The sequence below is a fragment of the Desulfosporosinus hippei DSM 8344 genome, assembly GCF_900100785.1.
Classification (GTDB): domain Bacteria; phylum Bacillota; class Desulfitobacteriia; order Desulfitobacteriales; family Desulfitobacteriaceae; genus Desulfosporosinus; species Desulfosporosinus hippei.
In genome coordinates this window covers 65,836-91,427 of record NZ_FNCP01000013.1, presented here as the reverse complement: position 1 = coordinate 91,427, position 25,592 = coordinate 65,836, and the positions used below count along the sequence as shown (strand labels likewise).

General features: G+C 33.7%; 16 protein-coding genes and 1 pseudogene. 3 read left to right on the top strand and 14 right to left on the bottom strand.

What is annotated here, in order from left to right; genetic code table 11:
• Positions 1-231 precede the first annotated feature (231 nt).
• From BLS16_RS12460 to BLS16_RS12430, 7 genes are all read right to left on the bottom strand, one after another.
• Entirely contained in the window at positions 232-1,458 is a 1,227-nt protein-coding gene (locus BLS16_RS12460) for a hypothetical protein (protein ID WP_092333688.1), read from the bottom strand.
• 452 nt (positions 1,459-1,910) lie between these two features.
• The gene (locus tag BLS16_RS12455) at positions 1,911-3,929 is read right to left on the bottom strand and encodes a DnaB-like helicase C-terminal domain-containing protein (RefSeq protein WP_176786148.1); all 2,019 of its coding nucleotides are present in this window, start codon (positions 3,927-3,929) and stop codon (positions 1,911-1,913) included.
• A gap of 396 nt (positions 3,930-4,325) precedes the next feature.
• Entirely contained in the window at positions 4,326-5,384 is a 1,059-nt protein-coding gene (locus BLS16_RS12450) for a hypothetical protein (RefSeq protein ID WP_092333684.1), read from the bottom strand.
• A gap of 1,054 nt (positions 5,385-6,438) precedes the next feature.
• Positions 6,439-8,214 (bottom strand): UvrD-helicase domain-containing protein, encoded by a 1,776-nt coding sequence (locus BLS16_RS12445; RefSeq protein ID WP_092333682.1) that lies wholly within the window; start codon positions 8,212-8,214, stop codon positions 6,439-6,441.
• Entirely contained in the window at positions 8,211-10,274 is a 2,064-nt protein-coding gene (locus BLS16_RS12440; RefSeq protein WP_092333780.1) for an ATP-dependent nuclease, read from the bottom strand. The genes BLS16_RS12445 and BLS16_RS12440 overlap by 4 nt, the downstream gene beginning before the upstream one ends.
• A gap of 137 nt (positions 10,275-10,411) precedes the next feature.
• Positions 10,412-10,702: a hypothetical protein gene (locus tag BLS16_RS12435; RefSeq protein WP_176786147.1), complete on the bottom strand. Its 291-nt coding sequence runs from the start codon at positions 10,700-10,702 to the stop codon at positions 10,412-10,414.
• 41 nt (positions 10,703-10,743) lie between these two features.
• The gene (locus tag BLS16_RS12430; protein WP_092333678.1) at positions 10,744-11,331 is read right to left on the bottom strand and encodes a recombinase family protein; all 588 of its coding nucleotides are present in this window, start codon (positions 11,329-11,331) and stop codon (positions 10,744-10,746) included.
• 446 nt (positions 11,332-11,777) lie between these two features.
• Here BLS16_RS12430 and BLS16_RS12420 point away from each other — a divergent pair, with 446 nt between their 5' ends.
• Positions 11,778-12,134: a hypothetical protein gene (locus BLS16_RS12420; RefSeq protein WP_092333674.1), complete on the top strand. Its 357-nt coding sequence runs from the start codon at positions 11,778-11,780 to the stop codon at positions 12,132-12,134.
• Positions 12,135-12,161: 27 nt separating this feature from the next.
• Positions 12,162-12,305: a hypothetical protein gene (locus tag BLS16_RS23625; protein WP_176786146.1), complete on the top strand. Its 144-nt coding sequence runs from the start codon at positions 12,162-12,164 to the stop codon at positions 12,303-12,305.
• Positions 12,306-12,849: 544 nt separating this feature from the next.
• Here the strand turns inward: BLS16_RS23625 and BLS16_RS12415 are convergent.
• The 4 genes and pseudogenes from BLS16_RS12415 to BLS16_RS12405 form a co-directional block, all read right to left on the bottom strand.
• A complete protein-coding gene (locus BLS16_RS12415) occupies positions 12,850-13,755 on the bottom strand; it encodes an HNH endonuclease (protein ID WP_092333672.1) in 906 nt (301 codons plus the stop codon).
• Positions 13,752-15,596 (bottom strand): annotated as a pseudogene (locus BLS16_RS12410) (AAA family ATPase); the annotation flags it as partial. The gene BLS16_RS12415 and the pseudogene BLS16_RS12410, both read right to left, overlap by 4 nt.
• A gap of 245 nt (positions 15,597-15,841) precedes the next feature.
• Entirely contained in the window at positions 15,842-16,009 is a 168-nt protein-coding gene (locus tag BLS16_RS24020) for a hypothetical protein (protein WP_207649753.1), read from the bottom strand.
• A 222-nt stretch (positions 16,010-16,231) separates the two neighbouring features.
• The gene (locus BLS16_RS12405; protein WP_092333668.1) at positions 16,232-17,485 is read right to left on the bottom strand and encodes a DNA polymerase Y family protein; all 1,254 of its coding nucleotides are present in this window, start codon (positions 17,483-17,485) and stop codon (positions 16,232-16,234) included.
• 199 nt (positions 17,486-17,684) lie between these two features.
• Here BLS16_RS12405 and BLS16_RS12400 point away from each other — a divergent pair, with 199 nt between their 5' ends.
• A complete protein-coding gene (locus BLS16_RS12400; RefSeq protein WP_092333778.1) occupies positions 17,685-18,527 on the top strand; it encodes an ATP-dependent DNA ligase in 843 nt (280 codons plus the stop codon).
• Positions 18,528-20,088: 1,561 nt separating this feature from the next.
• On the opposite strand, the gene BLS16_RS12395 is transcribed toward BLS16_RS12400, so the two are convergent.
• From BLS16_RS12395 to BLS16_RS12385, 3 genes are all read right to left on the bottom strand, one after another.
• The gene (locus BLS16_RS12395; RefSeq protein WP_092333666.1) at positions 20,089-20,394 is read right to left on the bottom strand and encodes a hypothetical protein; all 306 of its coding nucleotides are present in this window, start codon (positions 20,392-20,394) and stop codon (positions 20,089-20,091) included.
• A 355-nt stretch (positions 20,395-20,749) separates the two neighbouring features.
• Positions 20,750-24,859: an NACHT domain-containing protein gene (locus BLS16_RS12390; RefSeq protein WP_092333664.1), complete on the bottom strand. Its 4,110-nt coding sequence runs from the start codon at positions 24,857-24,859 to the stop codon at positions 20,750-20,752.
• A gap of 270 nt (positions 24,860-25,129) precedes the next feature.
• Positions 25,130-25,498 carry a DUF5658 family protein gene (locus tag BLS16_RS12385; RefSeq protein ID WP_176786144.1) on the bottom strand — a complete coding sequence of 123 codons (369 nt, stop codon included), beginning with the start codon at positions 25,496-25,498 and terminating at the stop codon, positions 25,130-25,132.
• Positions 25,499-25,592 lie beyond the last annotated feature (94 nt).

The following is a 25,592-nucleotide window of genomic DNA, read 5'->3' as shown; positions in this document are numbered from 1 at the left end:
TAGAGTTCGCTTATTACTAGCAAATCTCCTGAAAATACATTAAAACTCCAACTTCCAATTGCTTTTACGTTTTGATTGCCCTTAATTCAGAGTAACCGACCAGATATAATTTGGGCTACACCAACTGAAAAACGAAATAAAAAAATAATCTATATTATTTAAAAACCAATTACACTTTCTTTAGGAACAAAGAGGAAAATGCATCTACGAGCATTTTCCTCTTAAATTAACCTAGAATTGACAGGTTACCCTACTCGGAAATTGAATAACTTTGCCTTTCTTAATATGCCCTATATCTGTCAATCTAGGATTATATGCTTCATTCAGTTGCTTATAGTCAATTTGCTCAAAGGACTCCCCTTCGTTGAAGTCCTCCTCAAAATCATCTTCGTAAATTATCTCATAGTCTTTAAGAGCTAACTCTCTAGCGACTGGAATTGTATACCCTCTATAATAATTCATTAAAAACCTTTCAAATTCATCACGGCTATACAAGCCTCTGCAGTATTGTTTCATTATGTTATCTAATTCTTTATCCTTAAAATCCGTCATTAAATATAACATGCCAATATACTTTACTTTCTCTTGAAAATTTGTAGCCAATTGTTTTACTTCTACTCCTGTCAAAAAGCCTTTGTCTTCTAATTTGTAGAACATTGTGTCTTTTTCTTCTTTTATCTTTCTTTGTTCTCCCTTTGTAAGGCAAATCAAGTTTTCAGTCTGATGTTTAGATGCCAAATCCTCCAAATACTCATGTACAGAATGCGAAAAGTATTGGGAACTACTCTTCTCAAATTCTAACGTCCTTATGCCTGTTAGCTTTTTTATTAATACGAACAGCCTGTAGAACAGAAATTCCATGCTCTTATCAAATAAAATGGTGTTTGGGTCTGTCAAGGGATTCCAAATGTCCTGCATCTGAGCTTTGCTTTTTTCAACAAAGCGAATACATCCGACATCAGAAAATTCTTGAACAAGGCTCTCTTTTATCATACCTGCTTTCAAAAATCCAACCTCTTTAATACTCTGGAAATCTATTTTCTTGCTTTCTAATTTTCTCGCCCACGGAAATTGTTGAAACCGAGAATAGCGAGAAATCAATAATCTATTACTCCTAATTTCAAGAGAACCACCTAAGCCAATCGCAAAGCTGGGGTTCTCGTCCTGTGGTATATATCTCGAAAATACAATTGCATTAGCAACGAGACAAATCCTTTTTTGTTGCTCATACTTAAAAGGCACCTGAATAGATTTCCTCTTTCCATCCTTTTTATAGCTAAATTTAAACAGGCCATCTTCTGCACCAGCGTAAGAAAACTTCTCTAGTTTTACATCGTGCTTTATTATCGAAAGTTCATTTGAATCGTATTGGAGTGGACCTAATTTTGGGGCCACTTTTAAGATTTGGTCATTTATCTCGATTTCACAATCAAATTTATCTTTGGCTATATATTTCAATTAATACACCTTCCCCTATTGTACTGTTGACTCGCTTAACTAGTTTCAAAACGCCCTTTTACCACCCTGATGGCAAGGTCGTAGGCGATTTGCGCTTATTAAATTTCCAAAGAACTGAAACAAAAAACCGATTGATTAAAATTGTTTGATATATTTAGGCACACCTGTACCCAAATATATCAAACAACGCTAACCATCGGTTTCGTTGACTTTCCCTTCCAAGCTTCAAGCTTAAAGGGTATTTAATTTATGTATTTAATACTACCACGGAACAGAATTTCTTCAATAGTACTTTAGTCCTATTTTACGACAGATAGATTATGATTTACCCATTCCCACAATGAAAATCAAGGTATGTGTTGACTGATTTTCAAGTTGGTAGAACTAAACTATGTAAAATAGGGAAATAAAGCCATGGGGGATTTCCCATTAGCCTATATTCCCTCATCTATTTATGACACCTCTTGAAAGAAATTTACTTTCGCGTAGTATTTAAAATTCCCTGCACCATAAGCTAACCCATCACGCTGTTTTATAATAACAACCTCAATCTCTCTTGGGTCCTGAATCTTCAACTTGTTCACTAAATCTCTTTTATCAGTGTCTGTCTTCGCCCTGCTTACATCCACAATTCCGCTTAATTGGATCCCCAGAACAACATCCGCCGAATATTCAAGATTTCCACTCTCTTTCAGAGATTCATAACCAATCGCCGAATAATAGTTTGTACGGTTAAATGAGGATATGGCAATAATCGGAATATCATAATCTCGACTGATTCGTTTCAATTCAGAGACGTTATAATCAACAGCTTGTTTCTCAATCATACGAGAATTTATTGGTTTAAGGAGTTGAAAGTAGTCAACGATGACAAGAGGTTTTTTACCTCTGACCCTCATATTTCTTTCAACCCTTTCCCGAATTTCTTTTACACCTATGTCAAAGTTCCCCTCAACGAAAGCCAAGTTACGTCCTAACTCCTTGTAACTTTCCAAACCAATGTCTAACAATTCCATCGGGCATTTTCCTTGACGGATTTCCCTGGCACTAAATCGGTTTTTAGAATCAGTCGTAAATAGGTTACGAGAAAGGCTACGACTAATAAGGTCTTTTCGAGACATCTCAAGAGAAAAATACAAAACATCATCACCGTTCAATGCTACTGTATCTGCAATCTGAAGCACGAAAGTCGTTTTTCCTAAAGAACTGATCGCTCCAATCAGGTATAGCCCTGGATAAAGCCCTCCTCCTAACTTTTTATCTAGCCCTTTAAATCCAGTTCTCATGACCATTTTATCCTGTTCTAAAACAATCCCTTTCCTAAAGTCATCTAAATAGTCGTTGGCAAAGTCATTATGCTGAAGAATATTTAGGCTTCTTTGAATGAAGTTCTTGGCTCCTTCTCGACTAGCAACAAGTAATTCATTGAAATCCTTATATTCGTTTGGAAGTGTGAATACCTCAAATCTATACCCAAGATTCTTTAACACCTCTTGAAGGCGAAGACGTAACTCTTGTCCATCCTTGTCATTATGTGGAATAAGAACGAAGGTTTTAGACTTAAGAGATTCAGGAGCATTGCTTAATATCTTTACAAGGAGTCTATCATTATTAGCACTATTTAATGCAATTGAAGAGAAATCGAACTCTTCTAGACTTAATGCATCAAAAATGCCCTCTGTTATGAAGATAAAGTCCCCCTTAATCTTGAAACCACGAAGATACCTTTCATTAAATAATCTGACATTCAATCCTTTGGGATTGTGCGTTTTCCCATGACTCTTTGCCCAACTTGGTACAGCTTCTTCATCTACACGAGTAATAAAATACCGACAGACTCCATCTGTATCCCAGACGGGAAGAAAATATTTGTAAGCTCTCATTAAATCATTTTCTTTTTCTTCGACCATCTCCGATTCTTTAATAGCAAAGTTAAAACCATCTTGATGATACCCTAACTTGTACTGCTCGACAGTTTTTACTGTTAATCCACGATTGAAGTAATAGTCTGTTTCCGAGACAAGCGAATGGGTTTTCAAGATTAACGTGGTAAAGTCAGGGGAGTTTAATGGGGGAACAACTGGTGCGGGTTCATGGTTGTCGACATCAAGAGCTATTATGTCTTTTGCGTGATTTTCCTTGGAACATTTACCTCTAACTTCTCTAATAGTTTCTCCATATCCCGCCAATTCCAACGTTTTTCTAATTGCATCCTTTTGGGAAAGATGTTCTACTTCTATCATGAAGTCAACGACACTTCCACCTTTACAGCAACTTGCAAATGAATTGTAAAAGTTTTTGTCCGTATAAATAGAAAAGTGATTATGACCCTTGCAGACAGGGCAATCCTCTATGAAAGTCGATTTACCCACTCTTTTAAATTGATGGGACGGAAGAACTGATTTTGCATATTCTACTAAATTAATTTGCTCCTTGGCTTTGTCTAACAACTCGTTTTGCTCAGTATTCATAATGAAATGTGTCCTCTCTTTCATCTAATTATTTTGTTTTAAGCGATTAAAGCAGAATTCTTTGGATAGCTGTCCTTCCTGACACTTTTTATTTTGAAGGATAATTAAAGGAACGGTTTTTAACAATTAAGGAATAAACCTATCTTTAAGTGCCAGGGAAGTATGATACACACTAATAACTGCTTTCTTAACCGAGACGGTTCTCTTCAGATAGGGGGGAGAGCTTAAAGCTCTCTCCCCCTGTTAAATTTGTTAAATTTATTAGGGATTTCTTAAACCCGTGAACCAGCATTATGACTGGATTTGGTGGTTTGTATTTCCTATACCAGTGTATAAAAACGCCTAGTCTAATGTATACTTCGTCCTAGTTCAGTGTATAGTTTTCCATTCTAAAATTTATTTCTTATCTGTGTGGGCTCTAATCTTGCGAATGGAGTAGTGAGATTCCAATCCATCATTTCGATAAAGAACTATATTTTCTAGGAATCCCTTTGAAACACAAGCTCCATTGTTTTCAAAAGCAATAGCGTAACCTTCACCCTCAAGTAACTTAAAACAATTTTCTAGGAGTGCTTGATAGTATTGCCCACCTTGTTTAGCCACATCTTTTTCCGTTACTCCCAAAGTCCCCAAAAGACTCTTAACTGACACTTTCTTGTTACGCCCCTTACCACTATTAACTCTGCACAATTGATTAAATTTAAGTGACAGCAGAATTGCGGGACTTTGATTAGGGGCGGTATATTCGAAAAATACTTTAGGGATTAAGATAAACTGCTTAAGCTTAAGCTTTTGTATCCATTCTCCCAGTTCCACAATAACTGTGGCAACTTTTCTCCCTTTTACCGAAAAACCGATTTCCTCGCCCCCTGCCGACAACGCTCGCTTCACAGTCAATAATTTTTCAACTATTCTCTCACTGACCCCACTGTTTTTCCCCACCAAGTCGAAAGAGATGCTCGAAAGAATAAACAAGTCTTGATAGAATCTATCGACATTTTCTTTTCGTCGAGTAATACCCCTCAACTCAAAGTAATTTCGAATGTCTAACGTTATCTTTTTCTGTTTATGCTGGTTAAATTGATACAAAAGATACTGAAAGAGTTGAACTTGGGACAAGCGAATATTTCGTTGAGCCGATTCTATGTCCATTACCCCTCTATCCTCAAAAACATCTTCATTCTCATCCAATACCATTTCTATCTTTCCTTTCCCACTAATGTCTACCGAGCAATTATCCCTGTCAACGTCTATGGGTGCATGTCTAAGTCGGGGAATCCCTTCCGAAATGGTCTGGGTGATGTCACTACCAAGGACGGGAAAATGAGTAGTATGCAACTCGATAAAGTATTCTTGTTGGACGAATGGTTTAAGACTATTATCCTGTTCCTGGGTCCTTGTCTCTGATTTGCTGTCCTGAGCCTTCTGTCTATATAAACCCTTACGGGTTGCCACCTGTTTGATTTGGGCTACCTTATTGTCCTCTTCGCTAATCTACATCCCCCCTTACTTTTCGAATAAACAAATAATAACCTCTTTAGCAAGAGCCTTAAAGGGCTTTTATGCTTGACCATGTTCTATGATTTCAACCGTAATGCACTTATAAAAGGGCATAAAAAAACTGCCCTTTAAGAGCAGAAGTTTATGTATTGAATATCTGGTCAGTGATTGCACGAGGCAATTTTTTAATGAACTTGTGGTCTGCGCGTAGCATAAAAAATCCCCGGCGGGGATTTTTTTTTGTAGGATGGCCGCTGGCAATATGGCAAGTTTAACATGATTTATACTTCCTGTCTTTATCAGATACGAGATACTTATAGGTCGTTGCGTTTTTCAAAATTTAAGGTTGCATAAGCTGACAAGATATAGCTTGATATTACTTTAAATAAAGGAGAGATAGTTTGAAAAAATTGCAATCGTTCTCGCTATGCTCGTCTTTGCTTTGGTCTAGTTGTCTCAAATTCTGGAATAACTCAACAAGTCACGCCACAAGAACCTAATATAGTGCAAGGTAATATGCTTATCAGCTACAATAATGAATATTGTCATCCGATAGATCCAGTAGTTTGCTGTTTTAGTTCCACTGTTTGCACTAAATAATCCACGGTGTACATCGACAGTGCCACTCGACTTGACCTCAGAGCAAGACTTGACCATGGAAGACGTCGAATGCCACCCTAGAGCGAAGGGATGGGGCTTACCCCAAGGCAGACATCATATGAGCCTTATCCCTCGACCCATTGAAGCATCCGACGTGGGGTCCCATGTCAAGTCGACCCCAGAGTGGCTCATTACCTTGAAGGTATTTTTCAAGAGATGGATCTCACCATGATCAAGGTGGATATATTTGATGTAGATGGTGGTTCTATTTGGGTACACCAGTTGTAAGCCTAAAGATAAAGAACCGACTATGGTGTCGGCTCAAAACAAATATCAATTATACAAAGCAATTATATGAGGGAATAGGCTAGAGTGAAGAAAACCTTAATCAACTTATCTTATCGAATTTTCAAACCTTAATGATATTAAACATACTCTCTAATATCGACTGATCACCTTCAGGTAATGATGGTGTATTAATAAACAATCGCTCTTTTGCCCTGCTTACTGCAACATAATAAATTCTATGTTCTTCATTGTCATCTAAATTCGGATTCAAAAGGAATTGAAAACAATTCTCATCTTCTAAAACAACTAACACATTAGGATATTCATCTCCTTTAGCTTTGTGAATAGTCTTGTGTTTGCTAACATCTTCAGCTATCTTTACACATAAAGCCAAATGCTGATAACTATGTCCTTCATAAAAAATTTTAGCAGTACCACTTACTAATCTAGAAATATCGGATCTAATTTCATTTTTTATGATAGTATAAAAATCAAACATTGAACTATCCTTAAAATCATTGTACCTTTTTAGAAGTAGACAGATATGCTTTAAAGCCACTTTTTTTCTTTCTTGTTCGTCATTTATATCTTTAAATATGCTCTCTAATTCTTTAATAGAATCATTGAATCTTTTCTCACGTGCAAATTCGGTAGCTTTTAAACAAGCAATAACAACTTTACTTCTATAATTATTACTACTACTCGATTTATCTTTAACAGAAAGCTCTTCTATTAATTTTTTATCAAACCCAGTTCCCTCAATTTCTTTCTTCAATGTATTTGATGTAATATTATCCCTTGATAAAGAATATACTGGTTCGTCATTGCTAATCTCCTTTGCTTTTCTAAGTGAAGCAATCCTTTCACCAACGAAAATAATTGGTTTTGCTCCTTCGATATTTCTAAATTTATTCTGTCTGATATTTACACGAATTTTATTTAATACATCAATAATTTGATTTGTACTTCTCCTATTGTCAGCCATTTCATAATCCACAATATTTGGAAGCACGAAACTATGAAATTGCTTAGACTCTGCTCCTTGAAACCCATAAATTGATTGAGATTCATCACCAATTACACCAATAATGGTTTCTTTTTCACCAATCATCTTCAATGTTGAAACTTGAATGGGGTTAGTGTCCTGAAACTCATCAACAAAAAAGTAAGGAAACTTTGCCTGCAAAACTGTTAAAATAAAAGGATACTTTGATATTAGCTGATAGCTAAAAAAGAGGACATCCTCATGATCTATTATTCCATCTTGCCAATAAATCTTCTTGTATCCTATTAAGTCTAATTCAAGAACATCTAAACATTTCTTATTTAAATACATGCGAGTAGGATTTCCGACATCAAAACTATATGCTTCTCCTCTATCACATACAACTTTTAGGTTATTTTGTTGATCAAATTTATAGGTTAAAGAGAAGAGCCATCTTGTAAGTGCTGATTTTTTGATTTCTAACTTTGTTAATTGGTTAACAGAATAAGGATGTTTAAGTTTGTCAGCATGGGGATGATTCTCTATCCATTGAACAACTTTTTTAAAATATACAACTGGCTCATTATGACCATTCAATTTGTTCATATTTAAGCCATAATCATCAACAAGAAATGATGCATAAGGTTTCACAATATGCTTGTATAAAAAACTATGAATCGTTGAAACTTCTACTTGGTCGGCAGTTGTACCTAAACGGACTAAGATTGTTTCGACCGCAATGTTTGTATAAGTAATGCAAGCAATTTTTCGTGTTTTCTCTAATCTTTTTGAGTTATGCAAAACATTTTTTATGTGTTTTACTAACCAATATGTCTTTCCTGCACCTGGTCCAGCTGATACCCGAAAATGTTGCTCAATTGGAATTAGTGAATCTGAAGTTATTGAATTCATTGGCATATCCACTCGATGGCTTGTTTGATGTAATCAGGAACGATAAATTCTTGATAATCTGATTCTTCATCCTTTTTATTTAGATTTTCTTCTAATACACATGCTAATTCCAACGCATTTTCACCTTTCCCGACTGAGTTAAGATAGCGAGAGGCTATGATTGCTCTAAATTTATCATCTTCAGTAAACGAAGTGTTTGCGTTTATGCTATCGATGATTCTTTTGTTCTCATCACTATCTCTCAACTTTATCGCATAATCTGACATAGGTTTATTATTTTTGTAAAAGAACATTAGTTCTTTAATCTCTTCCTTATTACTCATTGAGTCAGTTATCAATAATTCAAGTGATGGATTATGCAAAATTAAATCATATTCAAAGGTTTTGCCCTTATCTATACTTTGGCTAAAAAAAACAATATTCGGATGAGTTGTAACTGGATATTTATCTGCACTGGCATTGTTCTTATATTCATAAGTTGTGCTATCTTGATTATATTCAAAAGGGTAGCATTTTGTATAACTACCACCAGCGATTCTTTTTTTTCTTTCTGGGTCTCTATCCGTTAAGCAAACAATTTTCTTGTTCAAAGTATCTGGCTTTTGGCTGTCAAACAAATGTAAAAAGTGATCAAAGAATCTCCCCCCTACATTTATTACTGCAATATGCTTTCCGTCTAAGGAAACACTTAAATATCTTGCCAGAATTGATATTAGTAATTGCTCAGCAAGACCTTCAACTAAAATCACCTTTTGAGCAAAAAGCATATCAGATTTGGTTGCATCTAAAAACCGTTGAACGTATTTTTTACTTTTCCCATCAGAAGGAAATACTTTCCCTGGATATCCAACGGTCGTTTCTTCAGCCTCATTGTGTAAGCAGATCATCTCATCTAGAGACACAGATGACGTAATATGTGTTGAGTGAGTAGAAACAAAAATTTGTCTTACCTTTTTTTCTAATTTATTCTTCTTTAAAAACCTCAAAAACTGGTATTGCATTGCAGGGTGAAGATGTGCTTCAGGTTCTTCAATAGCCAAGATAGGGAAAACCTTCGCATTACTTCCTAAATATTTACCATCTGAATTCACTTGCATCTTTGATAAAAGTAAAGATATGAAAATCAAGTTATTATATCCTAGTCCATTACGTGTAGCAGGTATTTTTAGCCCACTTTCATATTCGACAATCAATTTGAGTGCAGAGAACATTTCAACTTCCGAAATGCTTCCTTCAAAATTAGGAATAGCATTGTTAAAGGATGCACCCGTATCTTTAGCGTAAGATAGAATTTGTTCCTTCCCCTCCTTCATTCTTCTCTGAAGGTCAAGAATCAAAGAGTCAGCATTATTAGAGAATTCCTGCCTTTTTGTTTTTATTTCAACTTTTTTATCTTCCTCTGACTTACCAGTATTACATTTAATTTCGTAATCCATAAAAAAATCTAATACACTTCTTAAAAGTGTATTTTTCCCAGTGAGCATATCTCTTTCGACATCACGGATTGCATCTAAAAATTGAAAATCAAATTTCTGTAAGGATTCACTATCAGCAACGGTTCGAGTTGTAGTTGATCCTCCCCATATTTTATATACGTATAGCCTTATAAAGTCGTGCATTATTATTTTCCAAGCTATATTTAAATCGGTAGCAGTATTAATTGCTTCTAAATAATCGGCTTTCTCTTTTTCAGGAAGGAAAAACTCATAGGTTATTGATGCTTCATAAGGTTCTTCTAGCTTGGTAAGCCAATTTCCTACCGTAACTAAGTCATCAGAATTTAGGTCTTCTCCAACACTCTGATTTATTGAGATACATATACTTACTTTTGGGGGATTAGCTTTTAGATCCTCAAGTGAAATATATTTATTGAAATCATCCACATCTAACCTCTTTGTTCCTTGGAAATCTAGTACCAACGCTAATGCCTTAATGAGATTTGATTTTCCTGCATTATTATGACCGATAATAACATTTACACCATCATTAAATTCTATTTCCTTCATTTTGAAATTCCTGAAATTTTCTATTCTAATTTTAGATATGTACACAATTTTCATCTCCAATTACTGATTACATTCAACACTAGGAGATAGCTAAATACTATTTCCTAATAATCTATGAATATAAATTCATTTCGCATATGGTTAAGGGATTAACAATGTGATAAATTCACTATCGTTTAGAATTCAACATTTTACCTAAAGATTCCTTTATAATACATACAAATATTTGAAATTTTTCTATATTTCAATAATTTTCTTCTAATAATACATATAAAGCCATTAATTCCGCCAACAGTTCCTTTTATTGCATGATTGTTCATTAAATCGATGTAATCGTAGCCATCGGGTAACTTCTTAATGAATTCAGAAGTATGCAGATTCTCACCTTTTACAAGAGTGTGAGTCATGTTAAATCCCCCCACTCCCCTATGCCAAAGAATAGGAAGGGATTCTTCCCCTCCTATTAACTTTATGAACCACAATATTCACAATAAAAGCAAGGCTAACCGCCTTGCCTAAAATATTAGATTGCTACAGATAATGATGCTTTTCTTTTTCTCATTTCTCTTGTCAGTGTCGCCTTGCTTATCTTGGTCATTTCAGCAACTTGGGTGTAAGAGTGTTTTCTCAATAAGTCTAGTGCCATATCAATTTGTGTTTGGGTAAATAATTTAGGTCTTCCTTCTTTATAACCTGCCTTTGTCTTTGCTATAGCCCTACCTTCCTGAGTACGCTCAACGATCATGTCACGCTCATACTCACTAAATGCAAAGAAGATATTCCTCATGAGTTTAGATGATGGAGTATTGTCTAAGATCCCTATGTTTAATATGTTGACCCTAATTCCCTTATCAATTAACTGCTGTACTATTGTAGCCCCATGTATAGTGGATCGGGCAAACCTATCTAGCTTTGTTACTACTAAGGTATCTCCTTCAGTTAGCTTATCAAGTAGCTTATCAAACTCTGGTCTGGTTGCTTTAGTTCCAGTGTAGCTATCCTTGTATATGACAGTGCACCCAGATTCATGGAGTGCTTTCTCTTGTGCTTCTAAACTATTACCATCCTTTTCCTGACTCTTAGTTGACACCCTGGCATATCCAATATTCATATCTTAAGCCTCATTTCTACACATCGTTTTGACTATTAGTTTTGATTACGCTCAATGCCTTGATTCTACACTCATGAAAAATCATAGTCAATACTGTTAAGTTATGACTATGATCTTTATTTTCTTCTGGTGTTTGTATGCCAATAACTTGGTCAAAGAAGAGAACAAGAAGGTTAATGAGGTTATAGAAGAATACTTTCAAGAAAGAACCTTAAAAAATAATCAGAAGCCCATTCGTCCGTTAAGAACGAATGGGCTTCTGCGTTATTACTATAATCCTTATACCTATAAAAATTATTGATTTTATATAGCTAACTCAAACAATCGGCGGGCAAATAACTTGTCATCATTAAGTAAACAATTAATGCAATTTGTATTACAAATTGCATTAATTGTGTTGACTTCACCGTCTTGTTGTGTTATTATTTTCCTCGGGAGGGAAATATATGGCAAGTGTGAATGAACAATATCCATTAAGATCTGTACATAGTGTAAGACTTAACGATCACTTAGTTGAATGTGCTAAAGAAACTGGTATCCCCATAAGCAATATAATCGAATCATGTTTAACTAATTTTGTAACTCTCAGTGATGAGGACAGGATACAGTTGTTAGTAAATAACGACCCTGACAAGGTAGAAGCTGAGCAAGTAATAAAGCCTAAATACAACTATGCAGATCGTGCTATCGAGAAGGCCAAGGAAAGTCTAGGGAACAAATATTCTAATAGAACAAGTACGAAGCTACTAATTGCACTTGGCTTAATGTTACTAGTCGCATTTTTCTCTAAAAATGATAGTTAGCGGTTATAGGGGTGGGGAAGAAATGAATTGGAGGTGAAAGATATAAAAAATATTGGTATAGCCCTTGGTGGAGGAAAAGCTTTCGGTGTTCCATCTATTGCTGTAATAATTGCGTTTTTTTTGGTATTTTGCTCTGGCATTGTTTTCTCAAAGAGAACACAAACTTTATAAAAAAACACCAGGCAAGAACCTGGTGGTTGGGAAGTATCCCATATGATTAACAATTATATTCTATACGCAACCGAAGGTACTTACAACAATTAACTAGTTCCGCTCTACCCCTATTGTATATAGATAATAAATGGGAACGTCCAGATGTATTTTCTTTGGCGTTCCTTATTTCATTCACTATGAGCAAAGAAGTAGGGACTATCCAGATCTTTTTCGTTCTATATCTGTAGATCAGCTATTATTCTGACAGACAATTACGGCCTCACCGAAGGGGATTAATTTTAGGAATATTCTCATTAGTTGATATTTCGTTCTAAGATCCACTGTGTCAGCGAAGTAAAGCCAGGCTCACGAGATAAGTGAGCCACCCCGTTTTCAAGCCCTCGTTATAGACCCGATATTTAAACATGACATAGGTAGGGATGTGCTACCCAATGGGAGTGAGGCTTACACAAAAGGCTGTCTTCAATTTGAGCCACCCCCCTCGACCCATTGAAGCACATTAGAGGAGTCCAATGTCAGGTTTAACCCACTTCAACTCGTTTTAGCACTTCAAATCAACACAGAGTTCTTCTAAAATATCTACTGTTAATTTTGCAAGTGGTCGTCTTGCAAAGTCCTTTTCTTGTATGTAGTTTCCGAATACTATTCTTAATATTTCTTCTTTAGATGAGAATAACCCTGGATACTCTCTGAGATACTCCTGAATTTGAACCTTATTGTAAACTTTTGATTTTTTTATTAGTTCTTGAACATAGTCTGAATGTAATTCATATGCCTTATCAATTCTCATAATATCTATGTTTTTCTTAATAGTGTTCTGCTTTATATTTATATCTACTTTTAGTTGTTTATGGTCATTCAAATAGTCAGCGGAAAGTGGCGTATATGAAAATTTAAGAGCACTATTAAAATCAAAATTTTTATTATACGGTGATATAGAAATGGCATTCGAATGTTTTATATGATTACATGCATAACAAGATGGTATTAAATTAAATAGACTTACTGAAAATAACGGATATTTACTTCTAGGGAAAAAATGGTCTAACTGTGCCGATGTAGACTTGCCACGATTATTAATAAATTCTCGATTACAATAGGGACAAACCGTTATACCTAATTCTTTAATCAACCAATTATTATCTAGCTTACCATAAGCTTTATACAGGTTATTAAAGATAGAATTCCTAACATAACTTTTTCCACTATCTTTACCTTCGTAAGCGTCAAATACGTATTTATTTGTATCGAGAGTCGTCTTTATTTTTAATAAAACTTCAAAGTCTGCTAAAATTATATCGTCAAACCTTTCTTTTATTTTAAGCTTATCTAATTCATTATTAATAATGATGCTTTCTTTATTTGAATCCTTTCCGATTTTAACCATATTTTTGAAATCTCTTTTGATTTGTTTTAACTTTACGTCATTTATAATTATAGGAATCATAAGTTTTCACCATTTAAAAGTTTTTTCCTTTCTTCTAATCTTTTAATCTGTTCATCAATATCATTTATTCTCGTTTTAATATCTTTAAGGTCATCAAGTTTTTCCTCTAATAATTCCAATTTGTAGTTTAATATTTGATTAAGTTTATTTTTCAAAACATCATCTCCGATATTTTGTATTATTTTTCTCAATTCCCTTAACTCGGTAACGTTTGATAAGAATACAAATTCAGAATCCTCTAATTCAATATCCGTATCGATATTATTGATCCGTTTTATTACATAATTAATTTTCTCTTTGGCGAACTGACCTATACTTCCTTTTTTCATAAAAAATGAATCATAAAAAAGTGTAGTAACATTGGAACCGAATGTTTCGGAATGCCTGATGTTATCATCATCTTCTTCATTAACTTGTTTATTTTTGGCTTTAAGAAAAATAACGTTATTTTTAGGTATATCGGATAGAATGATCGGAGAATGAGTTGTAATAATAATCTGAGTCTCACATTCTTGATAAATATCTTCTATAAAATCAACAAAAGATTTTATATACTTTTGTTGCCATTCTGGATGAAGGGTTAAGTCGGCTTCATCAATTAATATTATTGCTTTTTTATAGAATTTATTTTGAAATTGAGTATTTCCATTCCCTATTAAATAATTTCCCCCCTGGGGTAATCTTTGGGTAATAGAAAATAGTCTTGAAAACAAACTGAGTAGCGTATTTTCACCAGTGCTTAATCCCCAAGAGAAATTCAAGTAATCAATAATTCCAGCTGTTTTTTGATAATGAGAAAAGAATTCCTGTATACCAATGCTATCTTTGCTATCTTCTACAAAAGTTGGTATTTCAAAATAATTTCCCTCGTAGATGTTCTTAAAGTCACCTATCTCATCAATATGTTTATCAATCCAAACCATAAATTCTAAATATCTATCAACGAAGTTATTCTTTACTAGGTTTTTTTGAATTCTCTTAAATAGTTCACCCGTAAACTCCCAAATATCTTTTTTAAAATTTGTGTATTTTAATGCACTTTCTACTTCAATGTCTAATATATTAGTTTTTCTATACCCGTTAGGTTCATTAAGGAAATCATTCAAAAGCATTGTTAACAATCTTCTTGCAATGTTATATTTAAAATTATCTTTGTGGCTTAAATTATTAAACTTATTAAATAGAGATTCTAGTTTTTCATTTATTTTTGTATTGTCAATTCTTTTAAGAATTTCATTTTGAAGAATATCCAAACTTTTAAAGTAAACAATAACCCGTCTCGGTAATTCAAACGGAATATACTGGTAGTACTGATCCTTATATTTTGTAATAAAATTAATTTGTTTATTGAACTCAGCATAAAAGTATGCTTTATTTATATCATATCTGCTTTCATTAATTCCCATTTCCATATTAAAATTAGAATTGCTTTTTAGTAAGCCAATTGTAGACAAATCGCTTATATTGCCCATTTTTACGTAGTCATAATATCTATTATCAAATGTATTGGATAAATAAATAAAGCAAGTATCTTCTAATTCTTTTATAAATCGATTAACATCTTGTTCACTCAATTCATTTCTTATTTCATTAGACGAATATAAATCAAATAATTCTAAATAATCCCCATCTGATTCTAGATATATTTTTTGTGGTCTTTCATTTGCTAATTTGTAGTAATAGACTTTCATTCGATTATTATTATTGAAAACGAATATTGATTCAGTCTTTATTCCCCCCTCACCGTAAACGAGATTACTAAAAATAATTTCTAGGAGTGTAGTTTTACCTGATCCATTACCTCCAACAATTGCATTAATGTTTAGTATCTTACCTTTTCTAGTGTTTTTATTTTCCTCATTACTGAAGAAATCATCAGTAGTATTTTTATTTTGGTAATATTTCAAGATCAGTGTTTCATTTTTAAATACGAACCTATGTTTTGGGTTAAAATTAAATCCTGCATTATCAAAACATCCGTATTTTTTTACCCATATGTACAATAATTCCATAGAATCACATTCTTTCTTCCCGAAATACCAAGATAATTCTTATCTAAAGTGTTTCTACACACAGTATAAATGCATTATAAAACATCATGTACCACCCTCCAACCAACTTCTAACAAGGTATCAGCATAATAATGTCCTCCATTCTCCCCCCATGCAGAATATTTACAAGCTGACCTTGGTAGTTTATCTCCAATGATCCGTTTCATTTGTTCATAGGTAAGAGTCGCCGTTGCCCTTCGCATTTTTCGAGGTACTGCTGAAAGGTCGATACTAATCCTAATGAACGCCCACTTTATTCAAATTATCCATTAATCCTTAAAGACAACTATATTCCAGATTGACGGCGAAATATGGCGAAAACACAAACAAAGAACAAAAAAAGCTCTACAAAGAGCGTGTTCTGTTTGAAATAAATTGTGAAGTAGAAACTAGCAATTGTACTGACCTTATAGTAAGTCATTTTTTTACAATAAGCTAGACATCATTGGATATTCCTCATCATCCATTGTCCCGCCACTACTAAAACGAACTCCGCTATTCAAAAAGGATGATCTAAATACTGAACCATTACCAAACCTCTTACGTATCGAATCTACCGTTCGATCAACTGTTCTCTGCTTCTCATAGTTCTTCTCAAAAAGTGCTATCTGTTGAAAATCATTCTCGCATAGTTCGGAAACCCTTACTCCAAGATGTCTAACAGGTTGACCTTTCCATAGTTCGTCAAACAATTCGCAAGCAATTTCATGTATTGCGTTTGTACAATCAATCGCGGAGTATATTTTCCTTTGGTGAGAGCAGTTGTAAAATTCGTTTGTTCTTAAGGAAACAGATACCAACCTCGCACAATAACCTGATTGCCGTAATCTAGTGGCGACGGTCTCCGTCAACGACAACAAAACCAAATGCGCTGTCCTTCTATCCTCAACATCAAAAGATATGGTTGTGGAATTGCCAATGCCTTTAATCATAGGTCGACGATTCTCACGGACTGGACTTGCCTCATAACCATTGGCATAATTCCAAACCAACGTACCATGACTCTTTAGAAAAAGCTTAATAAGCTTAGGGTCATAATTAGCCAGATCACCTATAGTATTAATTGATCTGCTCCTTAACTTCTTCGCAGTTGCCCGTCCAACCATGAATAGTTCCTCGATAGGCAGAACCCACATTTTATCTGGAATCTCGTCTGGAAAAATTGTGTGAACCATATCTGGTTTCTTCAATTCTGATGCCATCTTAGCCAAGATTTTGTTCGTGCTAACACCTACATTTACAGTAAATCCCAACTCATTTTTAATTCGATCTTTAATTATGTAAGCAACTTCAACGGGGTCTTTATAGAGACGCCCCATGTTCGAGAAATCCACAAAATACTCATCGATTGAATACTGCTCGATTAAAGGTGAATACTCACAAAGAATATCACCAAAAGCTTTAGAGCATTGCATATATAAAGAATAATTTGGTCGAACTATAATCAATTCAGGGCATTTGGCACTGGCACTTAGAATACTCTCACCTGTTTCGATGTTATACTTTTTTGCAGGAATCGATTTAGTCAATACGATCCCATGCCTAGTCACTGGATCGCCACCGATCACAGAGGGTACAGTTCTTAAGTCTAATGGGTCACCATGTTGAAGCCTGTGGACAGCCTCCCAGGATAAGTACGCAGAGTTTGCATCTATATGAAATATAATTCGTTTGCTCATAGCTTTACCCCTTAATAGAACGTTTGTTCTATTATACAAAAACTAACGTTCCACGTAAAGCCGACCGACTGTCCAAATATAGGAAACAGAAATACAATCTCAAATTACTTAAGTTTGTTTACCCAACAGTTTCCACCTGACTGTAAGCTTTTCCCATGTTAGACTTGTACTACGAGGTGAGATTATGTTTATTAGCCCTATGCTTCTACACAAGGTAGATACCCCTTTCGATGATAAAGACTGGTATAGCGAATTAAAGTTAGATGGGATACGATTTCTCTACTCCACCATGAGTGGGTTTAACTTTTATACCCGACATAAAAATGAAGTAACAGCGCGTTTTCCTGAACTAGTTACCCGTCAAATTCCTAAAGGCACGATCCTCGATGGTGAGATTATTATTTCTGATAAAGATGGTAAGCCTGATTTTGAGGAATTGATGAGTCGGTTTCAAGTTGGCAGTCCAAGGCGAATACCTACCATATCTAGGGTCAAGCCAGTCACGTTCTGTGCGTTTGATGTGATCTATGATAAGGGCAAGAAGGTAAGCCACCTACCTCTGTCAGATCGAAAGGAAATTCTTGAGGCGATACTGCCCAAGGATTTACCACAGATCACTAAAGTCCTACCTATCGAGGGTAATGGTAAGGCACTATTTGATTTGGTCAGGCAACAACAACTTGAAGGAATTGTCCTGAAAAAGAAAGATTCAACCTATGAAGTCGGAAAACGGTCGAAAAATTGGCTGAAAGTTGTAAACTACCAATTTACAACGGTTGAAATTGCTGGGTTTAGGAAGTCTGAGTTCGGTTTGCTACTACGGTTTCCTAACGGTAATTTAGCAGGTGTCATGGAACTTGGTGTTCCAGTTAAAGCTCGGAGGGTGGTCAATAATTATGCTAAAATAGTAGGTTTTCAAGAAGTCAATGATTATGTCCACTTCCCGATAGTTAATGAGGCTTTGAAGTGTAAGGTTAAGTTTAGATCCATTACAAAGGCAGGATATTTGAGGTTACCTTCGTTCGTTGAGTTTGCTAGTTAAATTACGGATATTTTTGCTAAGGCTATAAACTATACTTTTATCACGACCCTCGTATATGTGAAACGGAAAAAACCACTTCTATACTTTAAGTAACGGGTTCTGTTTTAGTTGTCACATTGATTGACAGACAAACCAATGTGACAATAAGGTTTGTGGAGAAACGACATCGTTTTTCGCAATAAACACAATGTTTATGTAACGTATACATAAACATTGCTATACTATTTAGCTGAATAACACTTGGGGAACTTGACTTGTGACGATATATAGGAATATTGCAACATTAATATAAAGGCTTACGATTATGTTAATTTCGCTGGGAACGGTATATCATTTCACAGGCCAGGTAAAATCCCTTCATCGGGACTCGTATAAAATACAGCTTATATAATTCCAATAGCTCATCCTCGCCCCTATCTTTAAATTACTTCAATACTTACTATTATTTTGACTCTTTTTACATTACACTCCTAATGCGTCAAAGTTTAAGAACAATACGAACCTGACGAAGTACATAATATATACTTTGGACATTCACGACAATATCTCGACCGTTCATCAGAGGTCTAATGTTGGTCAATTTTACATAATGTTGCCTAACTAGAAAAAATATATGAACAAAAATGTGTTTATGCACAAATATGCTGGATTCTCATTCTATCACTTGTCAAAGAGTTTTAGATGTCTCCTACTCTATTTAAAGGCACTAGTTATCGTTGTGCCTAAATCAAAGTATCCTTTGGCACCCATAAACTGAAAAATGGTTATCAGAATATTTGATACCAATGCGATTATTTGATATTTATTGATTGTACTCCAATCGTCCTCATATCTTACCCAATTGTCTAGTAATTTCTTAATCATGTTTGGTATTATCATTAAAGTCGTTGTTATTATTCCAGTAAATTTTCCAATAATGAATATTTTAAGTGCTGGATTTGCACGTTTACCAGCTTCCTCAAAAAGTTTTAAGTTGTTTAATTCTTTATCAAACGATTCATTAATTTTCTTTGTTAAATCGGAATTTTGACTAAAAGACTTTAAATCTTCTTGTTGTAGATTATCTTCAACATTTTCACTTTTCTCTATTCTATCTAATTCAACGTTTTATTGGTAACTTGTTATATTAGCATAAACCATAACTCCTAAATTAAATGATAGTAGTATTACTAGATAAGCAATTGCAATACATTCTAAACACTTACCTTTCACGATGTTATTCACTCCTCTTTAAACTTCCCATAATACTGAAATTGCAACAAAATTACAGCTCAATGAAATTTATCCTCAGTCATTGTTTTTATCATGGCATCTATAAAAATCTATTCGCGATTGGAGCAATTGCACATTGCGAGTTTCTTAACTGGATAATTTGCCCAATATAATTCCCGTCATAATGTCAATGCTAAATCAGACAAACTTTCTCGATTAAGGGTCGATCTTTCTTGAACACCCTTACCAATAAAAATTTTTGCAGAAATCAATACCAAACTCATCCATATTGATATGTTCATAAAAGCCAGTGCGCCAGATATTACGTCTGGCAGGGTTGATCTCGAAGCTAAACGTCCGTACCAAGTACGACCCTATCTAACTCCTCAAATCCTTGTTCATTAAAGATATACTCAATGATTGTTCCATTTTCTTTATACGTTGCACTGCAATAGCCAAATAGACAACCAGCATCCTTTTCAAACCAAAGTTCAACCTCTCCATACATATGGGAGCCATAATGGCTGTCAAAGAATTCTGCCGAAGTATTAATGAAAATGAGGATATTCAATTCGGTTTCTTCTTCTGGCGATGTTTCTTGACTCTTCATTTGATATTTCTTTATAAGCTTAAATTTGGCCGTGAAAAACTTCACTATTTATATCAACCTCCACGGGTGCTAAAGCTCTGGAAGAGAACCCCAATTTGGGAGCTTAGCTAGATCTTTCGATTTTTGCCTTCCTCAAATAAAGGTGAGGCTCAAAGGAAAATTTTCTCTGAGGTAAGCTTGAGGGTAGCACATCCCGTAACCATGTCAAGTTTTATCTGGGTCAGAAGACGAATGGATGCACGGCCACTCAAAATAAGTGCACAAATCCAGTATGTTAATCAGATTTCCTTCACCAAGGCATCCGATGAACTCTTTATGGTGATCAGTTGTATCGAGATAAGCGCTCAATTTGACAGAGGTAGGAATGGTAGTTACCACTTGCTTTTTGGTAATTTCAAAATCATTCTACAATCAATCCTGATCTTCTAATATATGAGTTCAGGTTTTTTTCATCGTTAACTAATAAGGCAATCTTGTATTTTTTACGTGGAATAATGTTTGTTCCTATCTTAGGCACGGGTAACAATGCTCTATATCCATCGACGTAAACAAGTGAAAATTCTTCAATTCTTGTATCATTATGTAAAATGTAATAATTGACTTTATATGCGTGTTTGTCAGGATGGTTGATTGCCCAATCCTCGTTAAATTCCATATTCCTATCAACATCATCCCAAATAATTTTAATGCTCACATCGTTTTTATTTATTAGTTTCCTCTCTGATTCACGTATAAACCAATCATCTTTTTCGCTATTGTAAACTACATTTGATACCATTGAAACTTCCGTAGCTTTGTATTGACGGGCCACATACTGTTTTTTGTTTGGATACACTAACGCTTCGGTTAACTTAAATAACTGGTTAATATATTTTTGGGCGTCTTTAGAGTTGCCAGTAAGTGAAAAAGCTCTTATCATATTAAATAATCCTGATCTTCCGCCCTGTTCAATAATAAACTGAATCGCATAATCTCGTAAATTATTGTCAGAAAGTAAAACTGCCGTTATAACCGAAAAATAGTCGCACGGACCGCCCCTATGAGATTCTGGAAAGCGATACTCTTTGAGTATTTCAAATAAAGAGGATAGATCACGCTCAAAAGACATACCAAGACTAATAAGTTGCCTCCAGAAGTTAAAATTCGTATAGTTTAAATCTGCAATGTTGCACTTATAATAATCTTTAATATTATCTTTATTTATTTGACTAAAATCTACTACGATATAGTTTGCAGAGTCATTCGAAAATCCATTATACGAACTTATGCCATATAAACTATTTAATATTGGTGAATCTGGTAAACATGATTCTAGTACATACTTAAAGTATGATTGTTCGTCTCCTCTGTCTGTTGTATCGTTCATAATTTTAAGCATATCAAATATTTTGTACGCCAAGATTTCCATTTCAATTTTGTTAAACCAATGATTTTGATCTGCCATTAATAGACATAATGGCAAAACATATGAAACAAGATTCTCTTTTCTAAATGCGGGTCTGTAAATGCTGTTATTTAATCCATTTATGAGCAATTTATTACTTGCTGATAAATTGTATTTTGATACCATTGCTGAAAACATAAAGTCTGTTTCTGAATTATAATCATAGTATGATAGTCTTTGTGAAGATTCAGCATGTAATTCAGATAATATGTCCTCATTGTTTAATACAAAAAACAAGTTGGGATTTTCGATAAACACTGTATAAAGAACAATGGATAATGATATCACGCTTTGATACTGAAAGAGTTTATTTATGAATGATTTTAGAGATTCGTCATCGAAATTTAAAGTTGCAATTGCGAATCCAATTAGTTTAGAATTATCTCGAAAGAACCAATTATCGTGTATGAAATTATACTGTTTGATCGAATTAATAATTAAATCTAATATTTGTCCTTTGTTTTCTGAGTAATTATTAATAATTATTTCTCTGATTTCTGTACCTAACTTACAATCAATTGAATATAGCTTATTTTGATTTGATAATACATTTGTCAGATAGCTATTTAGCTCTATATTCCTTTCCCACGTAATGTGATGCCTAATATTAACTTTATTAAACCGTTCTTCTAAGAAATCTTTATTTGTAATTTTTTTAGTCAAAATACCATATAAAACCAATGTGTTAATTTGGTATTTATCATCTAGACTTTTTTCAATTCTTAAAACAATTTGCTCTCTTAATCTGACAATTGCCGTTTCATTGGTAACTAAGCAATATATTTTATCATTTCGCAGTAATTCATAACAAATTACCTCCAGATGGTCAACACTAATTGTATCAACTAATTCAATAACAATATCAGGTTGGACTTCTAATGCCATTTTGAAAAAGCCTACTACCAAAAATTGTTCTTCGTTTCTATGGGATTCAATATAATCGAAATCGGTGTTCTTCTCTAATTCAATACTTCCAATGCATTGTTGGTAAATGTCTTTCGGGTTAACCCCATCTATCATACAAATAGAGTGCCAATAAGCACACGGGTCATTGTTGATAGCGTCTTTAATAAAATCTTCATTTAACGAATAATATTTTATAAGCATCTCTCTTATATCGTAATTGTTAAAGCGATAATGGTCTTTTATAAATAACCAAAAGTTCTCTGAAGTTAAGAAATTTTTTAGAGATAATGCTTCATTATCTAACAGCAAGAATAATTCTTCATTATTCTTTATCGTAAGAGAATCTAATAGATATTTTGAACCCAAATATGATTCACTACCTACACCGTAATCATATCTTAAACCGATTAAAGAATCTTGATAATCTGACCAATATTCCTTGCCTAAATAGGCTTCATAAAATCTCAGTGTTAACGTTTTCAAGGCATCTCTATTTTTTTTCAGGCTTTCTGTCAAGCATTTTTTCATGAAAATATTTAAAATAAAATCTTTATTAGTTAAAAGATGTAATTCTCTCAAAATAAATGGATCATCAAAAAAAATCTCAACTATTTTTTTATATAAAAAATACTCTTGATATCGTTTGTGCTTGAATGAATAAATATATTGATTTTTCTCTTTTAAAACAACATCAAAAAACATCTCGGCTATGCATGATATTACTTCATCAATACCCAAGTATGATAATTTTTCATATTCTTTTGAAATAATTTCTTGTAATTCATGAAGGCTTATATTTAATTTGTTATTATTATGTAAAAAATAGGAGATTTCCGCACCAAGGTTCTCTATATTTTCATGTTTTATCTCAGGAATAGGTAAGGTATTTATTTTACTATAGCTTGTTGTCAAATAACTAATTGACTTCTCTATCAATTCGATTTTTGCAGTATTTGCATTTATAACCTCAATTGTTTGCCATAACAACTTAATGGAAAAAATATCGTCTATCTCTCTAAGAAGTGTTTCAATGTTTGATTTTATCGATTTATAAGTCGTTAATTTGTAAACATCTTGGCTCTTTTCAAAATACAAATCGATCAATTCCACATTTGTTTTATTTATGATATAGCGGTTCAGGGGGGAAATGCTTCTGTATAAAAAAGAAAGGTTGATAGAATTTTTTCTTGACGAGATAATTATTGATTTTGTATTTACTCGTTGATTTACAATAGAAATATACGATATTATCTTATCGATATACTTGTTTGCAATTTCATCCAAACCATCTAGAAAATATACAAAATTGTATTTCGAATCTGTAATATTTATATTGTAATCACTCAATCTTTGCCTGATCAATCCTTCTAAATCACCAGTTATACATTCTCGAAATCTAATGTAAACTGGAATATTTCCTGTTGAACTTGTGCTGTTTTTATAATTGTCCAAAAATTCTTCTTGACAAATTATATACATTATTTTTAAAATTTCTGTTTTTCCTGTACCAGCACTTCCAAGAATAATGCTTACCTTATTTTCATATATCTCGCACCATTTATCACTTAATTTTTCATTATTTAATAATAGGTTCAAAAATGAGTTTGAATTTAAAAAAGTTCTGTCTTCAACTGAAATCGAACTATCCATGAAGGCTAGTTCTTGTTCTGAAGAAAAATACAGCTTATATATATCAAGATTAGCTGTTTCATTTAATATTGATATAAAGTTTTCTTTTATAATCCAATGTAATTGGACATTATGATTTTTTGCATCTCTACTTATATTTATACGGTCACTTGATTTTTCCTTGTCCGCAAGTTCTTCATCAGTGCAGATAGGTTTGATATCTGCATTAGTATAGATATAGATATGGTTAAGTGTATTGGGGAAGAGCGTGTACACTTTTTTTAGTGAATCATATATCTCTTTATACAACGCATTATTATTATTGCTTGTTGAAAACTTACATTGGAATCCATACCATTCATCTTTATTTTTTACTGGCTGGGTTTCTAATCCAGTTTGATTATAATTAGATTGAAAATTATATCCACAAATGGAGAATTTCCTCATAAACAAATGTCTACACATTGTTTCAAAAGCAGTTGTTTTATCTTTGTTTTTAATATTAAACATGTCCCAGTTAACGTCGTACATGCCACAGCCTCCAAAAATATTCAATTAAACTTTCGTAACCAGGGAGTACCAACTTGTTAATAAAAGTCCTTAATAACCAACTAAACTTGTTTCACTCTATGTATCTGCTCTGACCAGTTATGATTCTTTTCTGGAGGAACTTTCCTTTTCCTTCTCTCTTCTTTGTACAAATTCAAATTCCAATTGGTGCTATCTACAAGGGTTTAAACTGTTTTCCCCTGCTTTTTAGCACACACCTTTTAGATAACTTTATATAGATCAGGTTCTTCTTTAATGAAGCCTAGGACTTACCCCAGTAATCCAATAAACATGAAATACCATAACAATAGAATAAACCATCAAAACAAGCCCCATTGAACAAGCAACAAACTTACGAGATCTATTTCTTATTTTCCATAAAACAAAAGCAAGCATAACTGGTATAGACAACTTGAATACCATAAACACAATTGAGTTTTTATAAATTAACCACTTCATCAAGGGATTCACTTCTTCAATTACTCCTAGTCTCAGCCCCCATAGTGTTAGTGCGCCATCAAGCACACTGAACAAAAAGAACAAGAGCGAGCCGAGAATGATCTCTTTTTCTATTGTCATGCCAAGAAGGCCGAAATACCTCTCTTTAATCATTTGATCCATTCCTTTAAACCAATTCTCAAACCCTAAACCTTTTGTTATCCCCTGACTCTTGTAACAAGAATGGTAGTGGCAAAAGAGCCTAAGATAATCCTTA

Coding starts and splice junctions, on each gene's coding strand:
- BLS16_RS12455 (WP_176786148.1), bottom strand. CDS start 3,929: ATGAATACTGAGCAAAACGAGTTGTTAGACAAAGCCAAGGAGCAAATT.
- BLS16_RS12445 (WP_092333682.1), bottom strand. CDS start 8,214: ATGAATTCAATAACTTCAGATTCACTAATTCCAATTGAGCAACATTTT.
- BLS16_RS12440 (WP_092333780.1), bottom strand. CDS start 10,274: ATGAAAATTGTGTACATATCTAAAATTAGAATAGAAAATTTCAGGAAT.
- BLS16_RS12430 (WP_092333678.1), bottom strand. CDS start 11,331: ATGAATATTGGATATGCCAGGGTGTCAACTAAGAGTCAGGAAAAGGAT.
- BLS16_RS12420 (WP_092333674.1), top strand. CDS start 11,778: ATGGCAAGTGTGAATGAACAATATCCATTAAGATCTGTACATAGTGTA.
- BLS16_RS12415 (WP_092333672.1), bottom strand. CDS start 13,755: ATGATTCCTATAATTATAAATGACGTAAAGTTAAAACAAATCAAAAGA.
- BLS16_RS24020 (WP_207649753.1), bottom strand. CDS start 16,009: ATGCGAAGGGCAACGGCGACTCTTACCTATGAACAAATGAAACGGATC.
- BLS16_RS12405 (WP_092333668.1), bottom strand. CDS start 17,485: ATGAGCAAACGAATTATATTTCATATAGATGCAAACTCTGCGTACTTA.
- BLS16_RS12400 (WP_092333778.1), top strand. CDS start 17,685: ATGCTTCTACACAAGGTAGATACCCCTTTCGATGATAAAGACTGGTAT.
- BLS16_RS12390 (WP_092333664.1), bottom strand. CDS start 24,859: ATGTACGACGTTAACTGGGACATGTTTAATATTAAAAACAAAGATAAA.
- BLS16_RS12385 (WP_176786144.1), bottom strand. CDS start 25,498: ATGGATCAAATGATTAAAGAGAGGTATTTCGGCCTTCTTGGCATGACA.